The organism is Pseudonocardia adelaidensis (assembly GCF_039543345.1).
Classification (GTDB): domain Bacteria; phylum Actinomycetota; class Actinomycetes; order Mycobacteriales; family Pseudonocardiaceae; genus Pseudonocardia; species Pseudonocardia adelaidensis.
Genome location: NZ_BAABJO010000060.1, coordinates 1 through 22,671 on the forward strand (window position 1 = coordinate 1; position 22,671 = coordinate 22,671).

Below are 22,671 nucleotides of genomic sequence, written 5' to 3' on the forward strand. Positions count from 1 at the left end.
GCGGCAGTGTCATGCAGGCCCTCCACGAGCGACCCCACCAGGCCGTCACCCCGGCTCCCGCCGGATCCCTTCAACGAACCCCACCATGATCACGGGGCCCGTAGGAACGATGGTGCCCTAGTGACCCCGGCGAGCACCGTGGTCACGACCTTGCGGACGGCCTCGGGCTCGGGTGGGCCGTCCTTCCGCTCGGTGAACAGCAGGTGCGCGGCTCCGATGAGGGTGGGCGCGAGCGTGTCGACGTCGGCGTCCGGCGCGATCCGGCCGAGGTCGCGCTCGGCCCTCAGGTAACCGGCGATCATCGCGGCGCCCTCGCCGACGAGCGGGAAGCGGGCGGTGCCGGCCGCACGTAGCCGCGTGCGCAGCTCGTCCCGGGCGATGACGAGCACCACGATTGCCACCACGACGGGCCCGAAGAGGGTGGTCAGGGCGCGGGTAAGGGTGTCGGTGACGGCTTCGGTGCCGGCCGCGTCGCGCAGGGCGGCGCCCTGGGCCTGCAGCCGTGCGATGCGATCCAGCACCAGGTCGGCGAGGAAGGCGTCGAAGTCGGCGAAGTGCCGGTGCAGGACCCCCTTGGCGACGCCCGCCTCGGTGGTGACGGCCCGGCTCGTCAGGCCGGTGACGCCGTCCCGGACCAGCACCCGCTCCGCGGCGTCGAAGAGCTGCTGGCGCGCGTCGTGCAACGCCACACCGGTCGGCACGGGGCGCCCTCCACCACTCTAGTGGGCATCTGCCCACTAGAGTGGGCGAATGCCCACTGTACCGCCTGCGCCCAGGCCGGAACCCCACCTGCACCGTCCCATGGCGGAGTCGTTCGGCATCGACCCGGAACGGTACGACCGGACCCGGCCCCCGTACCCCGAGGCGGTGATCGAGCGGATCACGGCCGCCTGCCCCGGGGGCGACGTCCTCGACGTGGGCTGCGGCACCGGCATCGAGGCCCGGCAGTTCCGGGACGCCGGGGCCACGGTGCTCGGCGTCGAGCCCGACCCGCGCATGGCGGACGTCGCGCGGCGCGCGGGCCTGGACGTGGAGGTCGCGACGTTCGAGGCGTGGGACCCGGCAGGCCGCACCTTCGACGCGGTCGTCTCCGGTACGGCCTGGCACTGGGTCGACCCGGTCGCGGGCGCGGCGAAGGCGGCGCGGGTCCTGCGGCCGGGAGGGGTGCTCGCGCCGTTCGGGCACGTTTACCAGCTCCCGCCGAGCGCGGCGGATGCCCTCGCCGCCGCGTACCGGCGGGTGGCCCCCGACTCGCCGGTCGGCCGCAACGTCCGGTCGATCCTGGTCGCCTACCAGGCGCTGTACGCCAAGGCTGCGGACGGGATCCGCGAGGTCGGCGGGTTCGCCGAGCCCGCGCTGTGGCGGTACGACTGGGAGCGCGCGTACACCCGCGACGAGCTGCTGGACCTGGTGTCCACGTCCGGTGGCCTCACCAGCCTGCCGCCCGACCGCGTGGCGGAGGTGCTCGCGGCGCTGCGCGCCGAGCTGGACCCGGCGGTCACGCTGCGGTACGCGACCTGGGGGCTCACCGCGACCCGGCTACCCGGGTGACGCCGCCACCCGCACGCGGTGGTGCGCGCCCCCGGAGAGGAACGCCGCGAGCTCGCGTCCCTCCTCGGCCACGGCGGCGCGGTCGGCGCGGGAGAACCGCCGCAGTGGGGTGACGACCACGGTGCCGGCCCCGAGGGCCCAGGTCGCGGCGACCCGGCCGTCGACGAGGACGGCGCGCTCGCCCGCGACCGACAGCCCGCGATGGGCGTCGTCGACGATGCGGCTGCGGTCGCCGTAGCCGAGGAGCGTGTTGTCGAACGCGGGCAGGAACCGCACCGGTGCCGGGGTGCCGGGGTCGGGGCGCGTCCGGGAGGTCGAGCAGCTCGCGGCCGCGCTCGTCCCGGAACGCCACCAGCTCGTCGCGGATCGCCGCCACCGCGCGGGGCAGCCCGGCCAGCCCGCACCAGGCGCGCAGGTCGGCCGTGGCCGAGGAGGAACTGCCGGGCGAGCGTCGAGAACGCCGACGCCGTGCGGGCGGCGGGCCGGCTCCACGTGCCGACCCTCGCCCTCGGTGCGGCGGGGTCGGCGACCGGCTGTACCGGCAGCTGCAGCCGATCGCCGACGACCTGGAGGGGGAGGCGGTGGCGGGCAGCGGCCACTTCGTGCCCCTCGACCGGCCGGACGTCGTCGCCGCGCGGGTACGTCAGTCGGTGAGGGTGGGGTAGTCGGTGTAGCCGCGCTCGTCGCCGCCGTAGAAGGTGGCCCGGTCGGGGGCGTTGAACGGCCCGCCCGCCGCGAGCCTGGCCGGCAGGTCCGGGTTGGCGAGGTACAGCGCGCCGAAGGAGAGGATGTCGGCGGTGCCGTCCTCGATCCGGTGCAGGTCCTCCGGCCCGGTGTGGCGACCGGGGGTGTACGGGTTGAGGACCAGCGTTCCGGTGAACTGCTTGCGCAGCAGGGCGGTGAGGTCCGCATCGGCGCCCTCCAGCAGGTGCAGGTAGGCGAGGCCGAGCGGGTCGATCGCGTCGACGAGGGCGGGGTAGGTCAGGTCCGCGTCGTCCTCGCGGATGTCGTTCAGCGGGTTGCCGGGGGAGATGCGCAGCCCGACCCGCTGCGAACCGATGGCGTCCGCGACCGCGCCCACGACCTCCGTCGTGAACCGGATCCGGTTGGCGGCGGATCCGCCCCAGCGGTCGGTGCGCCGGTTCGCGTTGGTGGACAGGAACTGGTGCAGCAGGTAGCCGTTCGCGCCGTGCAGCTCGACGCCGTCGAACCCGGCGGCCACGGCGTTGCGCGCGGCGGCGGCGAAGTCGGCGATCGTGCGCGTGATGTCGTCCTCGGTGAGCGCGACGGGTGTCACGAGGTCCTGGAGGCCGCCGTCGGCGGTGAACACCTTCCCGGTGGCCGTGACCGCCGACGGGCCCATCGGGTGCAGGTCGCCCGGCAGCAGGCTGGGATGCCCGATCCGGCCCGTGTGCATGAGCTGGGCGAAGATCACCCCGCCGCGCGCGTGCACGGCGTCGGTGACGCCACGCCACGCCCGCACCTGCTCGTCGCTGTGCAGGCCCGGGGTGTTCGGGTAGCCCTGGCCGACCACGGAGGGCTGCACGCCTTCCGTGATGAGCAGCCCGCCCGCCGCCCGCTGGGCGTAGTAGGTCGCCGTCGCCGCGGTGGGGGACTGGCCCGGCCCGTAGGCGCGGCTGCGGGTCATCGGGGACAGGGCGATCCGGTGGTCCAGGCGGTGGCCTGCGAGATCGACGGGGTCGAATGCGGTGGTCATGTCGTGCTCCTCTCGGTGTTAGCTGTTCGAACAGCAATTGACGGGAGGAGCATTCCTGTGCGTGACTCGGGTCACGTCGACGCTCTGGTAAAACGGCTGATCTGCCAAGGAAGGCCATCTCACTGCTCGATCAGCAATACGAGGACGCGAGGCGCGGTGGTGCCCATCGTCGGGCTCGTCCGCCCGTAGGATGCGTCGCCGGCTGCCGGTCGCAGGGTGCCGGCCCGGCAGAGGAGATGAGTGTTCGTGCCCGACTCGGGAACGCAGCCCCGCTCGGGCGGGCCGGCGGGTGGCTCCGGGTCGCCGCCCGCCGCGGCCCGCTCCGGACCGATCAGCCACGCGATCTTCCGGCTCGCCCGCATCCACCGCATGAGCGCCGGGCAGCTGCTGCGCCCGATCGGGCTCCACCCCAACCAGGAGCTGCTCATGATGCAGCTGTGGGACGCGGGACCGCAGCGGCAGGCCGACCTGGTGGCCATGCTCGACTCGGACTCCGCGACGATCACGAGGACGATCCAGCGGCTGGAGCGCGCGGGCTTCGTCCGCCGCAGGCCCAGCACGTCCGACCGGCGGGTGACGATCGTGGAACCCACCGCGGCGAGCCAGGCGCTGCGCCGTGAGGTCGAACGGGTCTGGAACCGGCTCGAGGAGCTCACCGTCGACGGGCTCGACGACGACGAGCGCCGGGTCGCCCTGCAGGTTCTGGAGCGGTTGGAGTCGAACCTCGGGCGAGCGGGCGTCGAGGCGGACTAGGAGCGACCGGAACACGGGCAGGACCGGTGCGGTTGTCGTTCACATGATCACAGGGCCTGGCGCAGGCGGCTTCTCCATGCTGTCCCACCTGGAGTGCTCCCGCGACGGCTCGCGGCACGACGCCGACGTGGTGCAGGGGACGTCCCCGCTCGGGGCGCCGCTGCTGGCGCGGTACGACCTGGAGCGGGTGGCCGCGGCGGTCGAACCGGCGGAGATCGCGGGCCGGGCCCCGGACCTGTGGCGCTACCACGAGCTGTTGCCGGTGCGGGACCCGGCGCGGGTCGTCACGTTGGGGGAGGGGATGACGCCGTTGCTCGACCTGCCCCGGCACGGCGCGCGCCTCGGGGTGCCGACGTTGCGGATGAAGGACGAGGGGCTCGTCCCGACCGGGTCGTTCAAGGCGCGCGGGGCGGCGGTCGGGGTGTCGCGGGCCGCGGAGCTGGGCGTGGCGGGAATCGCGATGCCGACCAACGGCAACGCGGGCGCGGCGTGGGCGGCCTACGCGGCGCGCGCGGGCATCCGGGCCCTGATCGCCATGCCGGTGGACGCACCGGTGATCACCCGCCGCGAGTGCGTGGCGACGGGAGCCGAGCTGTCCCTCGTGGACGGCCTCATCGGCGACGCGGGCGCCCTGATCAAGGCGGCCGTCGCCGAACGGGACGGCTATCAGGACACCTCGACGTTGCGCGAGCCCTACCGCATCGAGGGCAAGAAGACGATGGGCTACGAGATCGTCGAGCAGCTGGGCTGGCGGGCGCCCGACGTCATCCTCTACCCCACCGGCGGCGGCGTCGGGATCATCGCGATCCACAAGGCGTTGCTGGAGATGCGCGAGCTGGGGTGGTTGCGCGGCGACCTCCCGCGGCTGGTGGCGGTGCAGGCGTCGGGATGCGCACCGATCGTCGACGCGTTCGTCGCGGGGGCGGACGAGAGCGTCGCGCCACCCGACCCGCACACCGTCGCGTTCGGGATCACCGTGCCCAAGGCGCTGGGCGATTTCCTCGTGCTCGACGCCGTGCGTTCCACCGGCGGCACCGCGGTCGCCGTGACCGACGACGAGCTGCTCGCCGCGCAGGCGGCACTGGCCCGCGACGAGGGCACCTGGGTGTGCCCGGAGGGCGCCGCCTGCTTCGCGGCGGTGGAGCAGCTGCGCGAGTCGGGGTGGCTCACCGGCGACGAGGACGTGGTGGTGCTCAACACCGGCAGCGGGTTGCTCTACCCGGACACCGTCTCGATCGACGACGTCCCGGTGCTCCCGGCCCCCCGGTGAGGCCGATCAGGGCTTGCGCGCCACGCCACCCGTGGTCTCGGGCAACGGCTGGACCGTGCCGACCTCGGTGGGCTCCGGCCGCCACTCCGTGACGGACACCAGGCCCGGCTCGACCATCTCGAGTCCGGAGAAGTACCCGCGGATGTGCTCGACGGGCTGCTGGATGTAGGGCACGCCCCCGGACTTCGCGTAGTTCTCGGCGAGCGCGTTGAGCGCGGCGTTGGTGTCGTTGCCGTCCCAAACTGCGAGGTAGCTGCCCGAGGGGACCGCGTCCACCACCCGCGCCACGATCGCGTGCGACTCCTCGAAGCCCTTCGCGTGGCCGAGGACCCCCATGAACATCACCGCGATGGGCTGCTCGAAGTCCAGGATCCGCCGCGCCCGCTCGATGATCAGTTCCGGCTCGTGGTAGTCGGCCTCGACGTAGTCGGTGACGCCCTCCTGCGTCGTGTTCCGCAGCAGCACCCGCGCGTGCGCCAGCACGATCGGGTCGTTGTCCACGTACACGATCTTCGATTCCGGCGCGATCGACTGGGCGATCTCGTGGGTGTTCTGCATGGTGGGCAGGCCGGTGCCGATGTCGAGGAACTGCCGGATCCCGGCCTCGCCTGCGAGGAACCGCACGACCCGGTTGAGGAACTGCCGCGACTGCCTCGCGAAGGTGGCCATGTCGTAGTACTGCAGGGCGGCCTCGGCGGCCAGCCGGTCGGCCTCGTAGTTGTCCTTGCCGCCGAGCCAGTAGTTCCAGATGCGGGCCGCGCCCGGCACGTCGGTCCTGATCTCGCGACTCGGCTCCGTCACTGGCTGCTCACTCCTCGGGTCGGGGTCACCCAGCCTAGCGACCCCGCCCCGCCGCGGATGCTCCTGTGGCGGTCCGCCTCACCCCGGTCGCCGTCGCGATCAGCGCCACGACGATGAGCAGGGCGACGCCGGCGGTGAAGGCGAGCCCGGAGGCCTCCAGGCCCCATCGGGTCGAGGCCGCGCCCGCCAGCACGACGGGCACCGAGATCCCGGCATAGACCACGATGAAGAAGCTGGACATCGTCGCGGCTCGCTGATGGCTCGGTGCGCGGGCACCGATGGCCGCGACCGCACCGCGGAACGCCACGCCCTGGCCACCCCCGACCACGACGGTGGCGGCGGCGAGCAGCACCGCCGATCCCACCGCGAGCGCGGCGGCGAAGCCGCCGACCCCGACCAGGATGACGGCGCACCCGACGGACAGCGCCCGGGTCGTGGGGAGCCCGCGCGAGGCGACCTGGCCCGCGGCCGAGCCGGCGAACATCGCGAAGACGACGGCGGCGGGAACCAGGGGGCTGCGGACGCCGAGCAGCTGCACCAGGAACGACGGTTCGACGGCGGTGACGAGGCCGAACACCGCGAACACGGCGAACATGGCCGTCGCCGCCGGGACGAACACGGGCCTCACCTCGACGGGAAGGGCGGGACGCTCGATCCGCACGCGCACGCCCGGATCCCTCCGCACCGGCTCGGGCGCCCGCCACACGGCCAGCGCGGCCGGCACGAGCAACACCAGGTGCACCAGGAAGGGCAGGTGCAGCGGTGCCGGGGCGACGGTGGCCAGCACGCCGCTCAGCAGCGGCCCGCAGCCCAGCCCCAACACGTTCGCCACGGTGGCGACCAGTGCCGCGCGAGCACGGTCACCCCTCGGGTGGAGCTCACCGAGGGCCGCGGTCGCCGTTCCGGTGACCATGCCGGCCGAGAGCCCGGACAGCACCCGGCCGAGGAACAACCCGGACAGCCCGGTGGCGCCGAGGAAGGCGACGGCCGACAGGGCGGCGCAGGCCAACCCGGCGAGCAGGACGCGGCGCCTGCCGATCACGTCCGAGGTCCGGCCGAACAGCACCAGGGCGACGACCACCCCGCCCGCGTAGATCGCGTACAGGGCGGTGCTGGTCGGTTCACCGAACCCGAAGTCGCGCTGCAGCAGCGGATACAACGGCGTCGGGAGGGTCGTGCCGGCCATGGTCACCCCGAACGCCGACGCCACACCCCAGAACCCGCTAGCTCCGGCGATCCGCTGCTGTTCCACGTCTCCACGGTGCGTCGCCGCCGAGCATCAGTCCAACAGATGCTTCCCATTGGCTCGATCGGTACGTTCGATGAATGGAGCTGCGGCAGCTCGAGCACTTCCTGGTGCTCGCCGAGGAGTTGCACTTCACGCGGGCCGCGGCCCGGGTGCACCTGGTGCAGTCGAGCCTGTCCAGCTCGATCGCCGCGCTCGAACGCGAGCTCGGCGCCGACCTGCTGGTCCGATCCCGGCGCAAGGTCGAGCTCACCGAGGCGGGACGGGCGCTGCTCCCCGCGGCGCGCCGGGCCGTCGACGCCGCAGAGGAGGGCCGCGACGCGGTGGCCGCCGTCCGCGGGGTCCTGCGGGGCAGGCTGCGGATCGGCGCCATCCAGGCGATCGGCGACGTCCCGATACCCCGTCTGCTGGCCGACTTCCACGCCCGGTACCCGGCCGTGCGCCTGTACCTCCACCACGACTCCGTCCAGTCGCTGGTGCGCGACGTGGTCGACGGCGAGCTCGACGCCGCCTTCGTCGACCGCCCCTTCGACCCGCGGCACGTCCACCTCCGTCCGCTGGCCGTGCAGTCGCTGGTGCTCGCGGTCTGCGAGAGCGACCCGCTCGTCGAGCACCGCCATGCGGTCCTGAGCGACATTGGCGATCGCGAGTTCGTCGAGTACCGGGCGGACTCCGCGCTGCGCGCGCGCATCGACGCCGCCTACGCCGGGATCGGCGTCGCGCGCCGCAGCATCTGCGAGGTCGACACCATCGCCGACCTGATCGGCGCCGTCGAGCACGGCATCGGCATCGCACTCGTGCCGCCGGAGACCCTGCGCGGCCGGCCCGGGGTTCGTGCGCTCACCACGGAGCCACGGATCTCCCGCGAACTGGTCCTGGTGCACGCCGCGAACCGGCCACCGAGCCCCGCCGCGGCGGCGTTCCTGGCCGGAGCCGACCTCGGACCGGATGCGGAAGTGGCTCTCGATCCCTCGCGCTGACGGCGAGATCAGCTCTAGACTCCCCAGCATGACGGAGGTCCGGCCGGGCCTTGGCATTGTCGCTGACCGTCAGGCGCGCTGGGGAGTGCCACTGGCGGTGCTCGTCGCCGGCATGTTCATGTCGATCTTGGACGTGACCATCGTCAACGTCGCCATCCCCACCATCCAGAACGACTTCGGCACCACCGTCGAGGACGTGCAGTGGGTGGCCAACGCCTACACCCTCGCGCTCGGCGTGGTGGTGCCGCTGAGCGGCTGGCTGGGCGACCGGTTCGGCCACGGCCGCGTCTACATCCTCTCGGTGCTCGGGTTCGCGCTCGGGTCCGCGCTGTGCGGCATCTCCTGGGATCTGAACAGCCTGGTGGTATTCCGCATCGTGCAGGCGATCCCGGGCGGGATCATCCCCGTGATCACGCTCGCCATGGTGTACCGGATCGTGCCGCGGGAGAAGATCGGCACGGCGATGGGCATGTACGGGCTGGGCATCGTGTTCGCGCCGGCCGTCGGCCCCACACTCGGCGGCTACCTGGTCGAGTACGTCGACTGGCGGCTGATCTTCTTCATCAACGTGCCCATCGGGGTGCTCGGCGCGGTGGCCGCCGTGCTGGCGCTGCCCAGCTTCCCACCGGGGCGGGCGGGCCGGTTCGACGTCTGGGGCTTCCTCGCGGTGGCGAGCGGCCTGTTCGCGCTGCTGCTCGCGCTGTCCGAAGGCGAGTCGTGGGGCTGGGCGAGCTACCGGGTCGTGATCCTGTTGATCTACAGCGCCCTGAGCCTCGCGCTGTTCGTGGTGATCGAGCTCGAGGTCGACGAGCCGCTGCTGGACGTGCGGATATTCCGGCACTGGCAGTTCACGAACTCGCTGCTGCTGATCAGCCTGATGTCGGTGGCGTTGTTCTCGGGGCTGTTCTACGTCTCGCTGATGCTGCAGCAGGCCCAGGGACTCGGCGCGTTCGAGACCGGGCTGGTGATGCTCCCGCAGGCGCTCGCCACCGCGGTGACGATGCCGATCGCCGGGCGGCTCTACGACCGGCTCGGGCCGCGGCTGCCCGCCGTCGTGGGGTTGATCCTCGTGGCGGTGGGCACGTACCTGATGACCGACCTGCGCGTGGAGACGCCGCGGGAGCACATCATGTGGCTCCTCGTGCTCCGCGGCTTCGGGATGGGCCTCGCGATGATGCCGATCATGACCGGCGGGCTCGCGGCGGTGCCCCCGCACCTGGTCAGCCGGGCCGGTGCGTTCAACAACGTGGTGCAGCGCACCTCGGCGGCGCTCGGCGTGGCCGTGCTGACCGCGATGCTCACCGGCCACCAGGCGCAGATGATGGCCGACCGCGGCGCGCTCGTCCCCGCGACCACCGCCCCACCGGCCCTGGGCTCGCCGGGTACCCCGTCGCTCTTGGGGCTCTACGCCTGGTACCAGCAGACGAACCTGCAGGTCTACGTGGCGGTGCTGGACGAGATCTTCCTGGTCACCGCCGTGATCTCGGTGCTGGGGGTGCTCGGCGCGCTGTTCCTGCGCTCCAGCGTGCGGGCCGCGCCCGGTCCGCCCGCCGCGCCTGCCGAGCCCGCTCCTGCGGAGGCGTCGATCCCCTCCCCCCGCCCGGCGCCGGACGCCGGTCCGTCGCTGCGGGCACAGCCGGCAGCCGTCGGCGCGGACGGTCAGGAGAGCCGGCGCCCGGGGGGGTAGCGCGCGGGACCGCGTTCACGGCCGCGCCGCCGGTGTCACCTGCTGGTCGTGCACGACCACGTCGAACCACTGGGACGCGCTCCCGCCGTCGGTGTACGAGCCGGGGCCCATCGGGCCGCGTGTCGTCACCGGGGCGTCGAGCCAGTCGCGGACCGGTGGCGGTGCGGTCGTCCGCAGGTCCAGGACGAACGTCGGCATCCCCGCCCGGGCGAAGGGCCGCTCGAACCAGCCGTCGGCGGGCGCGGGCAGGGCCACCGGCTGCGCATCGCCGCTCACGCTGCCGTGGTCGAAGGTGAAGCCGACCGACAGGTAGCGCTGTCCGTAGCGCTCCCGGAGGTGCGATCCCGCGCTGCGGAAGCGCAGTTCACCGCCGTCCGGCGTGGCGATGCGCATCCGCGGGGCGTTCGCGGTGTGCGGGGCCGCCGCCCAGTAGGCGATCCTGTCGGCGGTCAGCTCCTGCCACCACTGCAGGTTCCCGGCGGCGTGTGCGTCCCGGAACGCGTGGCTGTCGGCCTCGGGCAGGGCGAAGTGTTCGTAGAACGACACGATCTGGCGGGCGGTGTGCACGGCCACGGCGTGGTCGCGGTCTCCGCTCGGATGCGGTACCGCGTCGACCAGATCGAGCACGGCACAGGCGTGGCGCAGGTAGGGCTGCTTGTCGGGCGTGGCCGTGTAGGTCTGGATGTGCGCGAACACGTCGTCCGTCGGCGGCCGCACGGCCGCCAGGTGCTCGCGGAGCTCGGCGGACCGCTCCGGGGCGGCCCCGGCCACGTAGGCGTCCACGTCGTCGTAGGCGTCGGGCCCGGTCAGGTAGTACTCGACGCCCACGAACCGCACCTCGTCGGGCCGGCCGCCGTTGAACTCGCGCAGCCAGCGCAGCACGTCGGCAACCTCGCGGGACCGCCACTGCGGGCTCATCCGGGCCACCAGCTCGGCCGGGTCCCCGGGGCCGCCGGTGATGTACTCGTCGATCCGCCGACCGGTGGTCCAGTCCTCCTCCCAGGCGACGGACCGGAAGCCCAGCTGCTCGACGAGTACCCGCAGCGCCCGGTGCTTGAGGGTGAGCTCCTCGGACGCGCCGTGCACCGACTCGCCGAGGCCGACGATCTCGGCGTCGCCGACCGCGTCCCGCAGCGGCGCGAGGTCGTCGAGGGGACCGGCGGGATCGGTGGTCGTCAACGGGACGGCGGTGGCCGCGATCCAGGTCGGCACGGGCGGTTCGGGGCTGTGCCCGCACCCGCTCACCAGGCCCCCGGCCGCCACGACCACCGCGGCGAGGGCCTGCATGATCGGCCGGGGACGGGGTCGAGGGGCCTGCACCATCTGACTCTCCCGTTCTGCCGGGTGCTCGCGTCGGAGATCCAGATTCCGCCCGCGCCGCCTCCCGGTCGTCGGCCCAGGGGAGACACCCGGCGTACTCCCGGCGCGGTGCCCTCGTCGACGACCGGGTGGAATAGGGTCGCGGCGTGATGAAGCCTGCTGGTGACGAGCTTCGACCGGACGGTGGCCAGGAGACGTCCGGGTATCCGCGACAGGAGCAGCTGATCGACGTCCGGCGGGTTGATCGGCCCGACGCGGTCGTGGTGGCCGTGAGCGGTGCCGTCGACGTTCTGACCGCACCACGGCTCCGGTCCGCGCTCGCCGTCGCCCTGGAGAACCTCGACGGTCGGCCGGTGGTCGTCGACCTCGTCGACGTGCGGTTCTTCGGCTCACCGGGCCTCCGCGCACTGGCGGAGAGCACCGAGCAGGCGGCCACGAAGCCGGGGTTCGAGCCGTTGCGCGTCGTGGTCGACAGCAACCGGCCGGTTCTGCGGCCGATCGAGCTCACCGGCTACGACGCGATCCTCGCCCTGTACGACGACGTCGAGGAAGCGGTGAGTGGTAACCCGCTCCACTAGCGGGTAGTAGTCAGGAGCCGCGCGTACCCAGACGAAGGACAGTGATGCCGCCATCCGAGCAGGACGAGCGGCCTGGTGACATTCCTCGGCCGCTCCCGGGAGAGGCAGCAGGAACACCCGTCGCCGAGAGCCTCCACTTCGAGCTGGCACCGGAGATGGTGGCGCCGTCGATCGCGCGTGACCGGTTCGACCGGTGGCTGCGCGACCTGCGCTGGCCCGGCGCGCAGCGCGAGGACCTCGTGCTCGCGCTCAGCGAGGCGGTCAGCAACAGCGTCGAGCACGGGTACCGGATCCACGCCGGAGCACCGCGCCCGGACCTCGGCCGGGGAACGGTGGAGGTACTGGCCCGGGTGTTCGCCGAGGCGAACGGCACGCGCCGGATCGCGCTCACGGTGCGCGACCACGGGCGCTGGCGCGAGCCGGTGGCGGGGGCCCGCTTCCGGGGCCACGGGCTCAGCATCATCCGAGCGTGCGCGGACGAGTTCAGCATCGACGGCGACGAGTCCGGCACCACCCTCAGGCTGACCACCCGGGGCGCGCCTGCCCCGCCCGGCGCCACCTGATCCCCGGGACGACGCGGGTCCCCCGGCGCCGGAGCTGCCGAACCGCGAGGGCCACCGCCACCACGAGACCCGGCAGGAACAGCGCGAGGAGCGTGGCGGTCGGGCCCCATGGCCATGCCGGCCCGTCGAGCTCGATGCCGTCGGTCGGCAGCTCCAGGACCTTGGCGGTCCACCGGGCAGTCGCGACGTCCACGGTCCGGGCGACGTCGCGCACCGCGGCGTCGTAGGCGAAGCCGGGCTCGTCGTGCACGTGTTCGGGGGCCGGACCGCCGGGCACCTGCGTCACGGCGCCTGCGCCGGGGACGAGCAGCCGGTCCAGCCGCGGTGCCGCGCTCGCCAGGTCGGCGCGGGGCAGGAACGTCAGGCCGTGCCGGGAGTGCACCGGAGCGCCGCCGGCCGAGACGGCCAGCGTGCGCGCGGCGAGCGAGTGGCCGCCGTGCACGTCGAACACCGACGCGAGCTCGATCTCGCCGACGCCGTCGGTGAGCGCCACCCCGATCGACGGCGGGTCCCACCGGTAGCCGGCGTTCACGATCGCAACGGGGTCCGGTGCGGCGTCGTCGGTGACGACCGGCGGGTCGGCGAGGTAGTGCCGCCACCGGATCGCCGCGGCGGCACCCGCGGCGACCGACGGGCCGGCCAGCCGCTCGACCACGTGCAGGGTGCCGTCGATGCCGGACAGGATGCCGGCGGTGGTGACGATGTCGCCGTCGTCGACGAATCGCCGTCCGTGCACCCAGTCGACCTGCGGGTAGCGCGACTCGAACGTGGCGAGCCGCAGCCAGTGCGCGGTCGCGGGACGGCCGTCGAGCAGCCCGGCGGAGGCGAGAACGCCGGAGCCGTTGCACACCGACAGCAGCAGGGAGCCGCGGTCGTACTGGGCGCGCAGCCAGGTGGTCAGCGGCGCCGTGGAGGGCTCGCCCACGTCCGGCAGCGCGGGCACGACCACCAGGTCGGGGGCTGCGGTGCCGAGCCGGGCGGCCAGCTCGTCGAACGTGAGGTCGGGGACGAGGTCGAGGCCGCCGGTCAGTGGCACGAGCCGGTGCCGTGCCGCGACCGTGTAGACGTTGAACCGGCCGGTGGCGGCGAGGATCTCGTACGGGGCGAGGGCGTCGGAGACGATCGCCCCGTGCTCGCCCAGGACCACCACCGCGGTCGGCCTGGTGGGGTCGTGGGCGGCCGGCGCGGCTGCGGGCACGGGCCGATCGGGGCCGGGCGCGTACTGGGCGGCGAAGGTCGCGGGGGCGAAGACCGCCGCGCTGGCCCCCGGCAACAGCAGTACGGCGACCAGCGCGCCGAGGACCGCGGCGAGGAGGCGGGCGGTGCGGGACAGGGCGGTGCGGGACAGGGCGGTGCGGGACAGGGCGGTGCGGGACAGGGCGGTGCGCATGGGACGAGGGTCGTCACCGGCGGCGCCGCTGCCACGTGCCGGAGGTCATGGCGTGGGTCATGACGTGGCACGGCCCGCGGATGTACCCTGCGCTGGTGCGGATGACCTGCAGTCCTGCGTGGTGGCGCCCCTGACGGGCGGCACCTCTCATCCGCGCACCCACTCACCGCGGCCGCCCAGCTCGGGCGGCCGTTTTCGCGTTCTGGCGCCACGGCGGTCCGGCAGGGTGTCCCACGACCCCCAGGAGCCCACCATGCCCCGGCGCCTCACCGGGTTCACCCCCTCCGGAGATCTTCACCTCGGCAACTACATCGGCGCGATCCGCCCGATCCTCGCGGGCCAGGACGAGACCGACACCGTGGTGTTCGTGTCCGACCTGCACGCCCTCACCCTCGACCACGACCCGGACGACGTCCGGCGCCGCACCCTCGAGTTCGCCACCGCCCTGCTCGCCGCGGGGGCCGACCCGGACGGCTGCCTGTTCTTCGTCCAGTCGCACGTCCCCGAGGTTCTCGAGCTGCACTACCTGCTGGAATGCGCCACCGGGTACGGCGAGGCGCACCGGATGATCCAGTTCAAGGAGAAGTCGAAACGGCAGGAGCAGGTGCGGATGTCCCTGCTGACCTATCCCGTCCTCATGGCCGCCGACATCCTGCTGTACGACACCGACGAGGTTCCGGTCGGCGAGGACCAGCGCCAGCACGTCGAGCTGGCGCGCGACGTGGCGAGCCGGTTCAACGCCCGGTACGGCCCGACGTTCACGCTGCCGCGCGCGGTCAACCCGCCGGTCGCGGCGCGGATCATGGACCTGACCGCGCCGGACGCGAAGATGAGCAAGTCGACGTCGGCCGCGGGCGGGGCGCTCCGCCTGCTCGACGAGCCGGACGTCCTGCGGCGGAAGGTGCTCCGCGCGGTCACCGACGCGCAGCGCGAGGTGACCTACGACCCGGAGAACCGCCCGGGCGTCTCGAACCTGCTGGCGATCCTCGCCGCCTGCACCGGCGGCGACCCGGCCCGGCTCGCCCGGGACTTCGGCGGCAACGGTGAGCTGAAGCAGGCCGTGGCGGACGCGGTCGTCGCGACGCTCACGCCGGTGCGGGAGCGGTACCTCGAGCTCGCCCGCGACCCGGCACACGTCCGGTCGGTGTTGCGCGCCGGGGCGGCCCGGGCGCGCAAGCTCGCGGGGGAGAAGGTGCAGGAGGCGAGGGAGGCGATCGGCCTGCTGGCCGGATGAGCCCGTGCGTTCCGCTGCACGGGCTCGGGATCGACGTCGTCGCTCTCGGGGAAGATCGAACACTGTGGCGTCGCTGGAACCCCGCCGGTCCTTGATCAGCCGGATCGGGACATCGGCTGCACCCGTGAGGGAGTTGCCGGATCGAGCGTGCGGCGCACCCGGTCTCGGCCGGCGCGACCGTTCGTCGGGGTGCGTGAGGTGAGTCGGTGTGTCGGCGGAGACGGGGTGCGTGACGGCCGGCCCGGTGTATCGCCGCCCATGGGGTGTGGCGGGGCGTCTGATCAGCACGGACGTGACCTGAACCGCAGGGGTGCGGCTCAGGTCACGATCCCGTCGATCACTCCCTCCGGCCGGCACGCCCTGGAGCTCCGCCGGCCGGCCTGATCAGCGGAAACGGGACATCGGATGGCGGGACCCTGTCAGATCCGGCCGCGCCGGACCAGCTGGACCGCGGCGATGATCGTCCAGACCATGCAGAGCACCCGCCCGATCGGCAGCAGCGGGGTGGCGTAGAAGATCGCGAGCGAGAGCACCGAGAGCGTGGCCAGGGCCCCGGCCACGAGGCCGAACCAGCGGGCGACGCGTCCGATGGCGCCGCGGCGGCCCAGCACCAGCGCCGCGCCGAGGACGAACACCCCGAGCGCCACGACGGCGACGACGCCCCCGGAGTAGAAGTTCGCCTGCCGCAGGACGTCCACCGTGGCGGCCGACGCCGACGGGGCGACCAGCACCAGCGCGACGGACAGCAGCGACGACACGACGATCGCGGCCACCGACAGGTAGCCGGCGGCCGGCAGCCGGGCCGCACCCGGGCCGGCCTCGCGCAGCCGTGGGGTCAGGTACCGGACGACCACCGCGAGGCAGGCCACCGACACGATCTGCAGGAGAGCGTTGATCGTCGCGGCCGCGGGGTTGGCCGTGTAGTACGCGGCCACCTCCGACGGCGGGGCCCACGGCATCGGCAGGGGCCGGTCGGCGAGCGGGTCGGTGGCGAGCCCGACCGCGAGGAAGGCGAGCAGGAACCCGGCGGCTGCGGTGATCGGGCCCCAGCGCGGCGTGGTGGGCGTCCGGACGGTCATCGTCGTGTCTCCCCGTGACGGTGGCGGATGGTGGCGCCATGGTCGTGCGGCGAGGGCGCCGGCCGCGTCCTGCTCGGGGCGACAACCGCACTACCGCCGGCGTCGTAGGCGGGGCCCGCCTGCTACGCCGCACCGTTCGAGGACTCCGACCAGGACCTGCACCGTCTTGATCGCCGTCTTCTCCGGGGTGCGGGGGAGGCTACGGTGATCACCGGTCGGTCACCGGGAGGGCGGATGGCGGATGGCGTTCCGGAGTCGCTGGCGGGTGTGGGCACCACGGCGATCGGGGTCGCGCTGATCCGGGCCCGGGAGACCGACCGCGACGACCGCCTCTACGAGGATCCCTACGCGCAGGCCTTCGTCGACGTCGCCGAGCGGGAGTTCCTCGACCCCGGCTCGCCGGAGCACGCCGCGACCTGGGCGACCGTCCGACAGCTGGTGGACGCGTTCTACGAGGCCCGCACCATCGGAGTGCGGATCACGGACGATCTGCTGCAGGATGCCGTGGCGGCGGGGTGCCGGCAGGTCGTGGATCTCGGCGCGGGGCTGGACACGCACGCCTTCCGGCTCGACTGGCCGCATCCGGTGCACCTGTTCGAGGTCGACCTCCCGGCGATGTTCGCGTTCAAGGAGCCGGTGCTCCGCGAGCTCGGAGCCGTCGCCCGCTGCGCACGCAGCACCGTGCCCGCCGACCTGCGGGAGGACTGGTCGGGGGCTCTGCCCGGTCTGGGGTTCCGGGAGACCGTGCCCACCGCGTGGGAGGCCGCGGTGCTCGGTTTCCTGGCCAGGGCCGACGCGCAGCGGCTGGTCACCGTCCTGACGGAGCTGTCCGCACCCGGCAGCAGGCTGACCTGCCCGCAGATGTCGGCGGCGGCCGTGGCGGACACCGTCCGGTCGGTGCGGGGGGTCGAACGGGTGCGGGACGCGGCGACGCCGGCCGAGCGCGGGCTGGGACCCGATGCGCCGAAGTGGCTCCGCGCGCTGGGATGGCGTACCGAGGTGCGCGACTTCGGCGAGCTCGCCCGGTCCTACGGCCGCCCGCAGCCCGACGGGGTCGACGCCGGGGTGATCGTCGCGACCCTGGGTTGAGTCGCGAGGAGCATGGGCGACGTGCAGACCTACGAACTGCGCCCCATCGGACGGGTCCGGTCGCCCCTGACCGACCGCGGTGCCGCACCGAAGCAGGGCGACGAGGGCGCGCCGCCCGCCAGCATCGCCATCAGCCCGGAGTTCGCGGAGGCGATGGCCGACCTCGAGGTGGGCGCAACCGTCATCGTGCTGACCTGGCTCCACGAGGGTGATCGCACCGTGCTGTCCGTGCATCCCCGCGACGATGTGACGAGGCCGCTCACGGGCGTCTTCTCGACGCGCTCGCCGGATCGGCCCAACCCGGTCGGGCTGCACGTCGTCACCATCACCGGCGTCGACGGCACCACCCTCGCCGTGCGCGATCTCGAGGCCGTCGACGGCACCCCGGTGATCGACATCAAGCCGGTGCTCGGACCGGAGCGGTGACCCCCTGCCCGTCACGGGTGCCGCGGGCGCTCCCGTCGCGGCCCTCGCCGTGACATGACCCGCGCCAGCCACGTGATCATGGCCGCGAAGACGAGGACCCACGCGGCGAGCGCGGGCCAGAACTCGATCCGGGCCATGTCGGTCAGGAACTGCAGCCCGGTCACGCTGCCGAACTCGGCGGTGGCCACCGAGTACATGCCCAGTGGGAAGACCAGCGCCCACAGCTGCGGGCCGTAGGCGAGCCGGTCGCCCCGCAGCAGGTGCCGCCAGACCCCGAGCAGCACCAGCAGCGGGATCGTCCACGTTCCGAAGGACCACAACAGCAGGCTGGTGCCCTCCACGACGGGCACGGCGAGGCGGACCACCGGGAGCCCGCGGTCGAGCTCGAGGATGCGGCTGCCGGCGAGGACGCTGATCGCGGTCGCGCCCATGATGATCCAGTAGGGCGTCGTCACCTGGTGCGGGCGGGCCGGTGCGGTCAGCAGCCGTACGAGCAGGAGCGTCAGCAGCACGACGTACAGCACCACGCCGACGGCCCAGGTCGTCACCGCGACCGCGGCCGCCGCCTCGCCCGCGCGGCCCGTGGGCGGTGCCACCATCGACGTGCCGGTGGAGATCCCCTGGGTCGCGACGACCCAGAGCAGCCAGGTGCCGTCGGCGTCGGCGATCCCGGACTTGGCCGACGTGAACACGATCAGGGTGGGGACCGCGTAGCCGAGCGCGAGCCAGCCGAGCGCGGCGAGCGCGAGCAGCACGATGGCGACCGTCTCGACGCGCTGCTCGTAGAGGCGCTCGCCGAGCACCGCCGTGCCGGCGACCACGGCGAAGAAGGTGAAGGACCGGCTCGGCGTGACAGTTCGTCCCGGACGAGGGCGGGCCACCGCCACAGGCGCAGCAGCGAGAGCGTTACCAGCACCGGGTAAGCGACGACCGCGATCAGGAGCGTGACCACCGAGATCACCGCCAGCCCCTGCCGGGCGGCGGCCGTGGAGACGATGCCGGTGGCCATGACGAGCGCGAACCATCCGGGCCCGAGGCTGCGCAGCGCGGTCGTGTCGTTCACCTGGCCGAGGATCGTACCGGCGATCTCGGGGTTCGGATCAGCCCTCCGCGCCGGGGCTGACGGGCCCGATGTACGTGCCGGGGTGGGTCGCGCCGTCCTGGCGCAGCACCGCGCCGCCCGGCCAGTCGATGCGGGCCGAGCGGGTCTCGTTCGGCGGCGTCACGAGCATCCCGCTCGGCGTCCAGCCCGGACCGTCCTGCGGCGGCAGCCAGGTGATCGTGGTGTGCGCCGCCTGCCCGGGGGCGAGGGAGAACGACTGCGGGGTCTCGGACGTGCGGGGCAGCGAGTAGGTGGGGCCCATCGGGTCGTCCGGGCCCTGCAGGTCGACGCCGCCGAAACCGTCCATCACGCAGGCGGCCCGGGACGTGTTCGTCCACACGACGGCGGTGTGGCGCTGACCGGCCTCGCCGGTGGTGCGGCCCAGCGAGGCGGTCAGCTGGTCGAGGCTGCAGCGCTCGGCCGGTGCCGACTCGGACCCCGATGTCCTCGACGGGACGGTCCCGCTGGCCGGGGCGGCGGCGGAGGGCGTGCTCGCGGCGGCCGAGGGGTGCGCCGGTGACGGGCCGGTCACCGTCGTCGTCTGGCATCCCGCGAGCGCGGCCGCTCCGGCGACCACGAAGGCCGCCAGCGAGCGTCGGTTGATCGACATGTGCCCGGATTGTGGAGTACCGGGCCCCGTCCGTGATCTCCGGGGCTCGCGAGCCACTCCTCGTTCACCCGGCAGCGGACTACGGTCGCGGTATGCGCTTCGCGATCAAGACCCGGCCCGAGCACACGACCTGGGAACGGATGCGGGACGTCTGGGTGGCCGCCGACGAGTTCGACGTCTTCGAGTCGGCGTGGAACTGGGACCACTTCTACCCGCTGAGCGGTGATCTCGCCGGGCCGAACCTGGAGGGCTGGACCGCGCTGGCCGCGCTGGCCCAGGCCACCCGCCGGATCCGGATCGGCTGCCAGGTCACCGGCATGATCTACCGCCACCCCGCCGTGCTCGCGAACATGGCCGCCACCGTCGACATCATCTCGAACGGCCGCCTGGTGCTGGGGGTGGGCGCAGGCTGGAACCAGCAGGAGTGCGACGCGTACGGGATCCCGCTGCCACCGCTGCGGGAGCGGTTCGACCGGTTCGACGAGGGCGTCGAGGCGATGGTCGGGCTGCTGCGCGACCCCGTCACGACGTTCGAGGGCAAGTACGTCACCCTCACCGACGCCCGCTGCGAGCCCAAGCCGGTGCAGCGGCCGCACCCGCCGATCACGATCGGCGGGCGCGGCCCGCGCCGCACGCTCGGCGCGGTGGCCCGCTGGGCGCAGGAGTGGAACGTGATCGTCCCCAGCGCGGCCGAGTGGCGCCCGCTGAAGGACACGCTCCTCACCCGGTGCGCCGAGGTGGGCCGCGACCCCGCCGAGATCACCTGTTCGGTAAACGTGCGGATCGACGGCGACGTCCCGGTGGGGCAGGCCATCGAGGGCGCGCTCGAACAGATCGGCGAGTTCACCGACGCGGGCGTCGACCTGATCGTGCTCAACCTCCCGCTGGACACCACGCCGGAGATCCTCCGCCCGCTGGCGGAGGCGGTGACGCCGCTGGCGTGATCGCCGGTTGGTCAGCCCACCATGTCCGCGAACATGCCGGGCTCGTAGGAGCCGCCCTTCTGGTGCGCGATGACGGCCATCCGGTTGGCCGCGTTGATCAGTGCGACCAGGCAGACGAGCGCGGCGATCTGGTCGTCGTCGTAGTGCTTGCGCACCTGGGCCCAGGTCTCGTCGGACACGCCGTGGTGGGCGTCGGCGAGGCGGGTGCCCTCCTCCGCGAGTGCGAGCGCGGCCTGCTCGGCCTCGGTGTACACGGTGGACTCGCGCCAGGCGGACACCAGGTTGATCCGGACCGGGGTCTCCCCGGCGGCGGCGAGCTCCTTCGTGTGCATGTCGACGCACCAGCCGCAGCCGTTGATCTGGCTGGCGCGCAGCGACACCAGCTCCTGCGTCGACTTCGGCAGCGACGAGTTGTGGATGACGAGGCTCGCGTTGGCGAACCGCTTGCCGAACCTGGCGGCGACGTCGTTGCCGAGCATGTCGATACGGGGTTCCATCACACGGGGTTCCATCACGTGGTCCTCACTCGTGGTTCTGTGTTGCTCCGACGACCACGAGATGCCGGTGCCCCGGTCGTTGTGACGCCGCGGTGGCGTGACGTACGCCATGGCCGGCTCGGTGTCACAGAACGGCGCGCCCCGGCGTCTGGTGGGCGACGCAGCCGAGGGGAACAGGAGGCATCCATGGCCGGCAGCCGTCCGGATCGCGCCACCGAGGCGTTCCTCACCCACCGCAACCTGCTGTTCACCGTCGCCTACGAGATGCTCGGCTCGGCCGCCGACGCGGAGGACGTCCTGCAGGAGACCTGGCTGCGGTGGGCGGGCGTCGATCTCGACACCGTGCTGGACCAGCGGGCCTACCTGGTCCGGATCACGACCCGGCAGGCCCTCACCCGGCTGCGCACGCTCGGGAGGCGCAAGGAGTCCTACGTCGGCTCCTGGCTGCCCGAGCCGTTGCTCACCGCGCCCGACGTGGCCGAGGACGTCGAGCTGGCCGACAGCGTCTCGATGGCGATGTTGCTGGTGCTGGAGACGCTCGCGCCGACGGAGCGGGCGGTGTTCGTGCTGCGCGAGGTGTTCGACCTGGGCTACGACGAGATCGCCGACGCCGTCGACAAGAGTCCGGCCGCGGTGCGCCAGATCGCCCACCGGGCGCGGGCCCACGTGGCGGCACGCCGGCCGCGAGGTGTCGTCTCGCCGGCCGACACCCGGGCGGCGATCGAGGCGTTCCGGCAGGCGATCGAGACCGGCGACGTGCAACGCCTGCTCGACGTCCTCGCGCCGGACGTCGTGTTCGTGGGGGACGGCGGCGGGCTCAAGCAGGCCGTGCTGCGGCCCGTCACGGGGGCCGACAAGGTGGCCCGGCTGATGGCCACCGGGTTGGGGAGGGTGGCCGACGCGATCTCGTTGCACCCGGCACAGGTCAACGGTCACCCGGCGCTGATCATCCATCTCGACGGCGAGCTCGACACCGTCGTGGCGCTCCGCATCGACGACGGCCTCATCAGCGGGCTCTACGCCGTGCGCAACCCGGAGAAGCTGTCGCACATGCAGCGCGAGACCGCCCTCCGGCGCTGAGCCCGCCTACGGGGCCGGCTCGTCGCCGTCGACCACCCGGTCCGCGCGGTGCTCGCCGTAGAACTCCGCCTGCCGGGCCATGATCGTGCGCATCGACGTGTCGCGCGAGGCCCCGTAGACGGTGCCCGGGAAGTCGAGACGGCGCTGGACCTCCCACAGCTCGTCGTGCCGATCGGGCGAGAACAGCTGTGCCGGGTCACCCGCCGCGATCCAGCCGATCGGCACCACGGTTCCCGCCGGGAGCCGGGAGTTGACGTGGAGCACGCTGTTGATCCGCAGCTCCGACCCGGTACCGGCGACGGAGCCGGGGAAGAGCGAGGCACCGGTGGCCACGAACACCTCGTCCTCGACCGTGGCGCCGTTGACGTGGGCGTGCGGCCCGATCAGCACGGCGTCGCCGAGGGTGGCCGGGGCCCGGCCGCGGCCGCGGACCAGCGCGTTCTCCATGACCACGACGTCGTCGCCGACGCGGACCTGGCCGTCCTCCGCGGTCAGCACGGCACCGTGCAGCACGCGGGCGCGCTCGCCGAGCACGACGGCCCCGCACACCACCGCCGACGGCGCCACGTACGCGGACGTGGGGACGCTGGGGCGGTGGCCGCGATGCTCGATGATCACCAGCTGAGCCTAGTAGACCGTCGCCGCTAATTGTTTGGGTATAGGTGGCGGAGTTTGGTGCGGGCGTCGGTGGTGGTGAACTGCCAGTCGACCTGGCGTTGGTCGGTGTTGGTGGCGTGTTGCCAGGCGGTGAGTT

The 22,671-nt window shown here is 73.2% G+C and carries 23 protein-coding genes and 2 pseudogenes; 13 read left to right on the forward strand and 12 right to left on the reverse strand.

Annotation, left to right across the window (positions count from 1 at the left end):
* Positions 1 to 89: 89 nt before the first annotated feature.
* Entirely contained in the window at positions 90 to 701 is a 612-nt protein-coding gene (locus tag ABEA81_RS41240) for a TetR/AcrR family transcriptional regulator (RefSeq protein WP_345613359.1), read from the reverse strand.
* A 49-nt stretch (positions 702 to 750) separates the two neighbouring features.
* Here ABEA81_RS41240 and ABEA81_RS41245 point away from each other — a divergent pair, with 49 nt between their 5' ends.
* Positions 751 to 1,551 (forward strand): class I SAM-dependent methyltransferase, encoded by an 801-nt coding sequence (locus ABEA81_RS41245; RefSeq protein WP_345613361.1) that lies wholly within the window; start codon positions 751 to 753, stop codon positions 1,549 to 1,551.
* Here ABEA81_RS41245 and ABEA81_RS41250 read toward each other — a convergent pair.
* Positions 1,540 to 1,981, reverse strand: a pseudogene (locus tag ABEA81_RS41250) (DNA glycosylase AlkZ-like family protein); the annotation flags it as partial. The gene ABEA81_RS41245 and the pseudogene ABEA81_RS41250 overlap by 12 nt on opposite strands.
* Between ABEA81_RS41250 and ABEA81_RS41255 the strand changes: the two are divergent.
* Positions 1,974 to 2,216, forward strand: coding sequence for a hypothetical protein (locus ABEA81_RS41255; RefSeq protein ID WP_345613363.1), 243 nt, complete (start codon positions 1,974 to 1,976; stop codon positions 2,214 to 2,216). The pseudogene ABEA81_RS41250 and the gene ABEA81_RS41255 sit on opposite strands and share 8 nt — an antisense overlap.
* Here ABEA81_RS41255 and ABEA81_RS41260 read toward each other — a convergent pair.
* Positions 2,195 to 3,268, reverse strand: coding sequence for an alkene reductase (locus tag ABEA81_RS41260; protein WP_345613365.1), 1,074 nt, complete (start codon positions 3,266 to 3,268; stop codon positions 2,195 to 2,197). The two genes, ABEA81_RS41255 and ABEA81_RS41260, sit on opposite strands and share 22 nt — an antisense overlap.
* Positions 3,269 to 3,514: 246 nt before the next feature.
* On the opposite strand from ABEA81_RS41260, the gene ABEA81_RS41265 reads away from it, so the two are divergent.
* Together ABEA81_RS41265 and ABEA81_RS41270 are read left to right on the forward strand one after the other, a co-directional pair.
* On the forward strand, positions 3,515 to 4,021 hold the full coding sequence (locus ABEA81_RS41265) for a MarR family winged helix-turn-helix transcriptional regulator (RefSeq protein WP_345613367.1): 507 nt from the start codon (positions 3,515 to 3,517) through the stop codon (positions 4,019 to 4,021).
* A 43-nt stretch (positions 4,022 to 4,064) separates the two neighbouring features.
* Positions 4,065 to 5,291, forward strand: a complete 1,227-nt coding sequence (locus ABEA81_RS41270) for a threonine synthase (protein ID WP_345613369.1) — start codon at positions 4,065 to 4,067, stop codon at positions 5,289 to 5,291.
* Between the two features lie 6 nt (positions 5,292 to 5,297).
* On the opposite strand, the gene ABEA81_RS41275 is transcribed toward ABEA81_RS41270, so the two are convergent.
* Both ABEA81_RS41275 and ABEA81_RS41280 read right to left on the reverse strand, forming a co-directional pair.
* On the reverse strand, positions 5,298 to 6,092 hold the full coding sequence (locus tag ABEA81_RS41275) for an SAM-dependent methyltransferase (RefSeq protein ID WP_345613371.1): 795 nt from the start codon (positions 6,090 to 6,092) through the stop codon (positions 5,298 to 5,300).
* A gap of 34 nt (positions 6,093 to 6,126) precedes the next feature.
* Positions 6,127 to 7,344, reverse strand: a complete 1,218-nt coding sequence (locus ABEA81_RS41280) for an MFS transporter (protein WP_345613372.1) — start codon at positions 7,342 to 7,344, stop codon at positions 6,127 to 6,129.
* Positions 7,345 to 7,418: 74 nt separating this feature from the next.
* Between ABEA81_RS41280 and ABEA81_RS41285 the strand changes: the two genes are divergently transcribed.
* Positions 7,419 to 8,318: a LysR family transcriptional regulator gene (locus ABEA81_RS41285; protein ID WP_345613373.1), complete on the forward strand. Its 900-nt coding sequence runs from the start codon at positions 7,419 to 7,421 to the stop codon at positions 8,316 to 8,318.
* A 28-nt stretch (positions 8,319 to 8,346) separates the two neighbouring features.
* Complete coding sequence (locus tag ABEA81_RS41290; protein ID WP_345613374.1) at positions 8,347 to 10,005, forward strand: DHA2 family efflux MFS transporter permease subunit; 1,659 nt, start codon at positions 8,347 to 8,349, stop codon at positions 10,003 to 10,005.
* A 15-nt stretch (positions 10,006 to 10,020) separates the two neighbouring features.
* Here the strand turns inward: ABEA81_RS41290 and ABEA81_RS41295 are convergent, their stop codons facing one another.
* Positions 10,021 to 11,328 carry an erythromycin esterase family protein gene (locus tag ABEA81_RS41295; protein ID WP_345613375.1) on the reverse strand — a complete coding sequence of 436 codons (1,308 nt, stop codon included), beginning with the start codon at positions 11,326 to 11,328 and terminating at the stop codon, positions 10,021 to 10,023.
* Between the two features lie 146 nt (positions 11,329 to 11,474).
* Here ABEA81_RS41295 and ABEA81_RS41300 point away from each other — a divergent pair, with 146 nt between their 5' ends.
* The gene (locus ABEA81_RS41300; RefSeq protein WP_345613387.1) at positions 11,475 to 11,903 is read left to right on the forward strand and encodes an anti-sigma factor antagonist; all 429 of its coding nucleotides are present in this window, start codon (positions 11,475 to 11,477) and stop codon (positions 11,901 to 11,903) included.
* 44 nt (positions 11,904 to 11,947) lie between these two features.
* Complete coding sequence (locus ABEA81_RS41305; protein WP_345613376.1) at positions 11,948 to 12,466, forward strand: ATP-binding protein; 519 nt, start codon at positions 11,948 to 11,950, stop codon at positions 12,464 to 12,466.
* On the opposite strand, the gene ABEA81_RS41310 is transcribed toward ABEA81_RS41305, so the two are convergent.
* On the reverse strand, positions 12,420 to 13,856 hold the full coding sequence (locus tag ABEA81_RS41310; RefSeq protein ID WP_345613377.1) for a DJ-1/PfpI family protein: 1,437 nt from the start codon (positions 13,854 to 13,856) through the stop codon (positions 12,420 to 12,422). The genes ABEA81_RS41305 and ABEA81_RS41310 overlap by 47 nt on opposite strands.
* Positions 13,857 to 14,109: 253 nt before the next feature.
* On the opposite strand from ABEA81_RS41310, the gene trpS reads away from it, so the two are divergent.
* Positions 14,110 to 15,090: a tryptophan--tRNA ligase gene (gene trpS, locus ABEA81_RS41315; RefSeq protein ID WP_345613378.1), complete on the forward strand. Its 981-nt coding sequence runs from the start codon at positions 14,110 to 14,112 to the stop codon at positions 15,088 to 15,090.
* 419 nt (positions 15,091 to 15,509) lie between these two features.
* On the opposite strand, the gene ABEA81_RS41320 is transcribed toward trpS, so the two are convergent.
* Positions 15,510 to 16,169, reverse strand: coding sequence for a hypothetical protein (locus ABEA81_RS41320; RefSeq protein WP_345613379.1), 660 nt, complete (start codon positions 16,167 to 16,169; stop codon positions 15,510 to 15,512).
* Between the two features lie 234 nt (positions 16,170 to 16,403).
* On the opposite strand from ABEA81_RS41320, the gene ABEA81_RS41325 reads away from it, so the two are divergent.
* Complete coding sequence (locus ABEA81_RS41325; protein ID WP_345613380.1) at positions 16,404 to 17,258, forward strand: SAM-dependent methyltransferase; 855 nt, start codon at positions 16,404 to 16,406, stop codon at positions 17,256 to 17,258.
* Between the two features lie 21 nt (positions 17,259 to 17,279).
* Positions 17,280 to 17,684, forward strand: coding sequence for a tRNA (N6-threonylcarbamoyladenosine(37)-N6)-methyltransferase TrmO (tsaA, locus tag ABEA81_RS41330; RefSeq protein WP_345613381.1), 405 nt, complete (start codon positions 17,280 to 17,282; stop codon positions 17,682 to 17,684).
* Positions 17,685 to 17,695: 11 nt separating this feature from the next.
* On the opposite strand, the pseudogene ABEA81_RS41335 reads toward tsaA, so the two are convergent.
* Together ABEA81_RS41335 and ABEA81_RS41340 are read right to left on the reverse strand one after the other, a co-directional pair.
* Positions 17,696 to 18,693 (reverse strand): annotated as a pseudogene (locus tag ABEA81_RS41335) (tellurite resistance/C4-dicarboxylate transporter family protein).
* Between the two features lie 91 nt (positions 18,694 to 18,784).
* Positions 18,785 to 19,396 (reverse strand): DUF4232 domain-containing protein, encoded by a 612-nt coding sequence (locus ABEA81_RS41340; protein WP_345613383.1) that lies wholly within the window; start codon positions 19,394 to 19,396, stop codon positions 18,785 to 18,787.
* Between the two features lie 92 nt (positions 19,397 to 19,488).
* On the opposite strand from ABEA81_RS41340, the gene ABEA81_RS41345 reads away from it, so the two are divergent.
* A complete protein-coding gene (locus ABEA81_RS41345; protein WP_345613384.1) occupies positions 19,489 to 20,340 on the forward strand; it encodes a TIGR03560 family F420-dependent LLM class oxidoreductase in 852 nt (283 codons plus the stop codon).
* A gap of 11 nt (positions 20,341 to 20,351) precedes the next feature.
* On the opposite strand, the gene ABEA81_RS41350 is transcribed toward ABEA81_RS41345, so the two are convergent.
* A complete protein-coding gene (locus tag ABEA81_RS41350; protein WP_345613388.1) occupies positions 20,352 to 20,837 on the reverse strand; it encodes a carboxymuconolactone decarboxylase family protein in 486 nt (161 codons plus the stop codon).
* Between the two features lie 186 nt (positions 20,838 to 21,023).
* On the opposite strand from ABEA81_RS41350, the gene ABEA81_RS41355 reads away from it, so the two are divergent.
* Entirely contained in the window at positions 21,024 to 21,917 is an 894-nt protein-coding gene (locus ABEA81_RS41355; protein WP_345613385.1) for an RNA polymerase sigma-70 factor, read from the forward strand.
* A gap of 6 nt (positions 21,918 to 21,923) precedes the next feature.
* Here the strand turns inward: ABEA81_RS41355 and ABEA81_RS41360 are convergent, their stop codons facing one another.
* Complete coding sequence (locus tag ABEA81_RS41360) at positions 21,924 to 22,535, reverse strand: gamma carbonic anhydrase family protein (protein ID WP_345613386.1); 612 nt, start codon at positions 22,533 to 22,535, stop codon at positions 21,924 to 21,926.
* Between the last annotated feature and the right edge of the window lie 136 nt (positions 22,536 to 22,671).

Bases quoted from the DNA above. Each gene is read 5' to 3' on its own strand.
- ABEA81_RS41245 (WP_345613361.1), top strand. From the start codon at position 751: ATGCCCACTGTACCGCCTGCGCCCAGGCCGGAACCCCACCTGCACCGT.
- ABEA81_RS41260 (WP_345613365.1), bottom strand. From the start codon at position 3,268: ATGACCACCGCATTCGACCCCGTCGATCTCGCAGGCCACCGCCTGGAC.
- ABEA81_RS41270 (WP_345613369.1), top strand. From the start codon at position 4,065: ATGATCACAGGGCCTGGCGCAGGCGGCTTCTCCATGCTGTCCCACCTG.
- ABEA81_RS41285 (WP_345613373.1), top strand. From the start codon at position 7,419: ATGGAGCTGCGGCAGCTCGAGCACTTCCTGGTGCTCGCCGAGGAGTTG.
- ABEA81_RS41290 (WP_345613374.1), top strand. From the start codon at position 8,347: ATGACGGAGGTCCGGCCGGGCCTTGGCATTGTCGCTGACCGTCAGGCG.
- ABEA81_RS41295 (WP_345613375.1), bottom strand. From the start codon at position 11,328: ATGGTGCAGGCCCCTCGACCCCGTCCCCGGCCGATCATGCAGGCCCTC.
- ABEA81_RS41300 (WP_345613387.1), top strand. From the start codon at position 11,475: ATGAAGCCTGCTGGTGACGAGCTTCGACCGGACGGTGGCCAGGAGACG.
- ABEA81_RS41305 (WP_345613376.1), top strand. From the start codon at position 11,948: ATGCCGCCATCCGAGCAGGACGAGCGGCCTGGTGACATTCCTCGGCCG.
- ABEA81_RS41310 (WP_345613377.1), bottom strand. From the start codon at position 13,856: ATGCGCACCGCCCTGTCCCGCACCGCCCTGTCCCGCACCGCCCTGTCC.
- trpS (WP_345613378.1), top strand. From the start codon at position 14,110: ATGCCCCGGCGCCTCACCGGGTTCACCCCCTCCGGAGATCTTCACCTC.
- ABEA81_RS41320 (WP_345613379.1), bottom strand. From the start codon at position 16,169: ATGACCGTCCGGACGCCCACCACGCCGCGCTGGGGCCCGATCACCGCA.
- ABEA81_RS41325 (WP_345613380.1), top strand. From the start codon at position 16,404: ATGGCGGATGGCGTTCCGGAGTCGCTGGCGGGTGTGGGCACCACGGCG.
- ABEA81_RS41340 (WP_345613383.1), bottom strand. From the start codon at position 19,396: ATGTCGATCAACCGACGCTCGCTGGCGGCCTTCGTGGTCGCCGGAGCG.
- ABEA81_RS41345 (WP_345613384.1), top strand. From the start codon at position 19,489: ATGCGCTTCGCGATCAAGACCCGGCCCGAGCACACGACCTGGGAACGG.
- ABEA81_RS41350 (WP_345613388.1), bottom strand. From the start codon at position 20,837: ATGGAACCCCGTATCGACATGCTCGGCAACGACGTCGCCGCCAGGTTC.
- ABEA81_RS41355 (WP_345613385.1), top strand. From the start codon at position 21,024: ATGGCCGGCAGCCGTCCGGATCGCGCCACCGAGGCGTTCCTCACCCAC.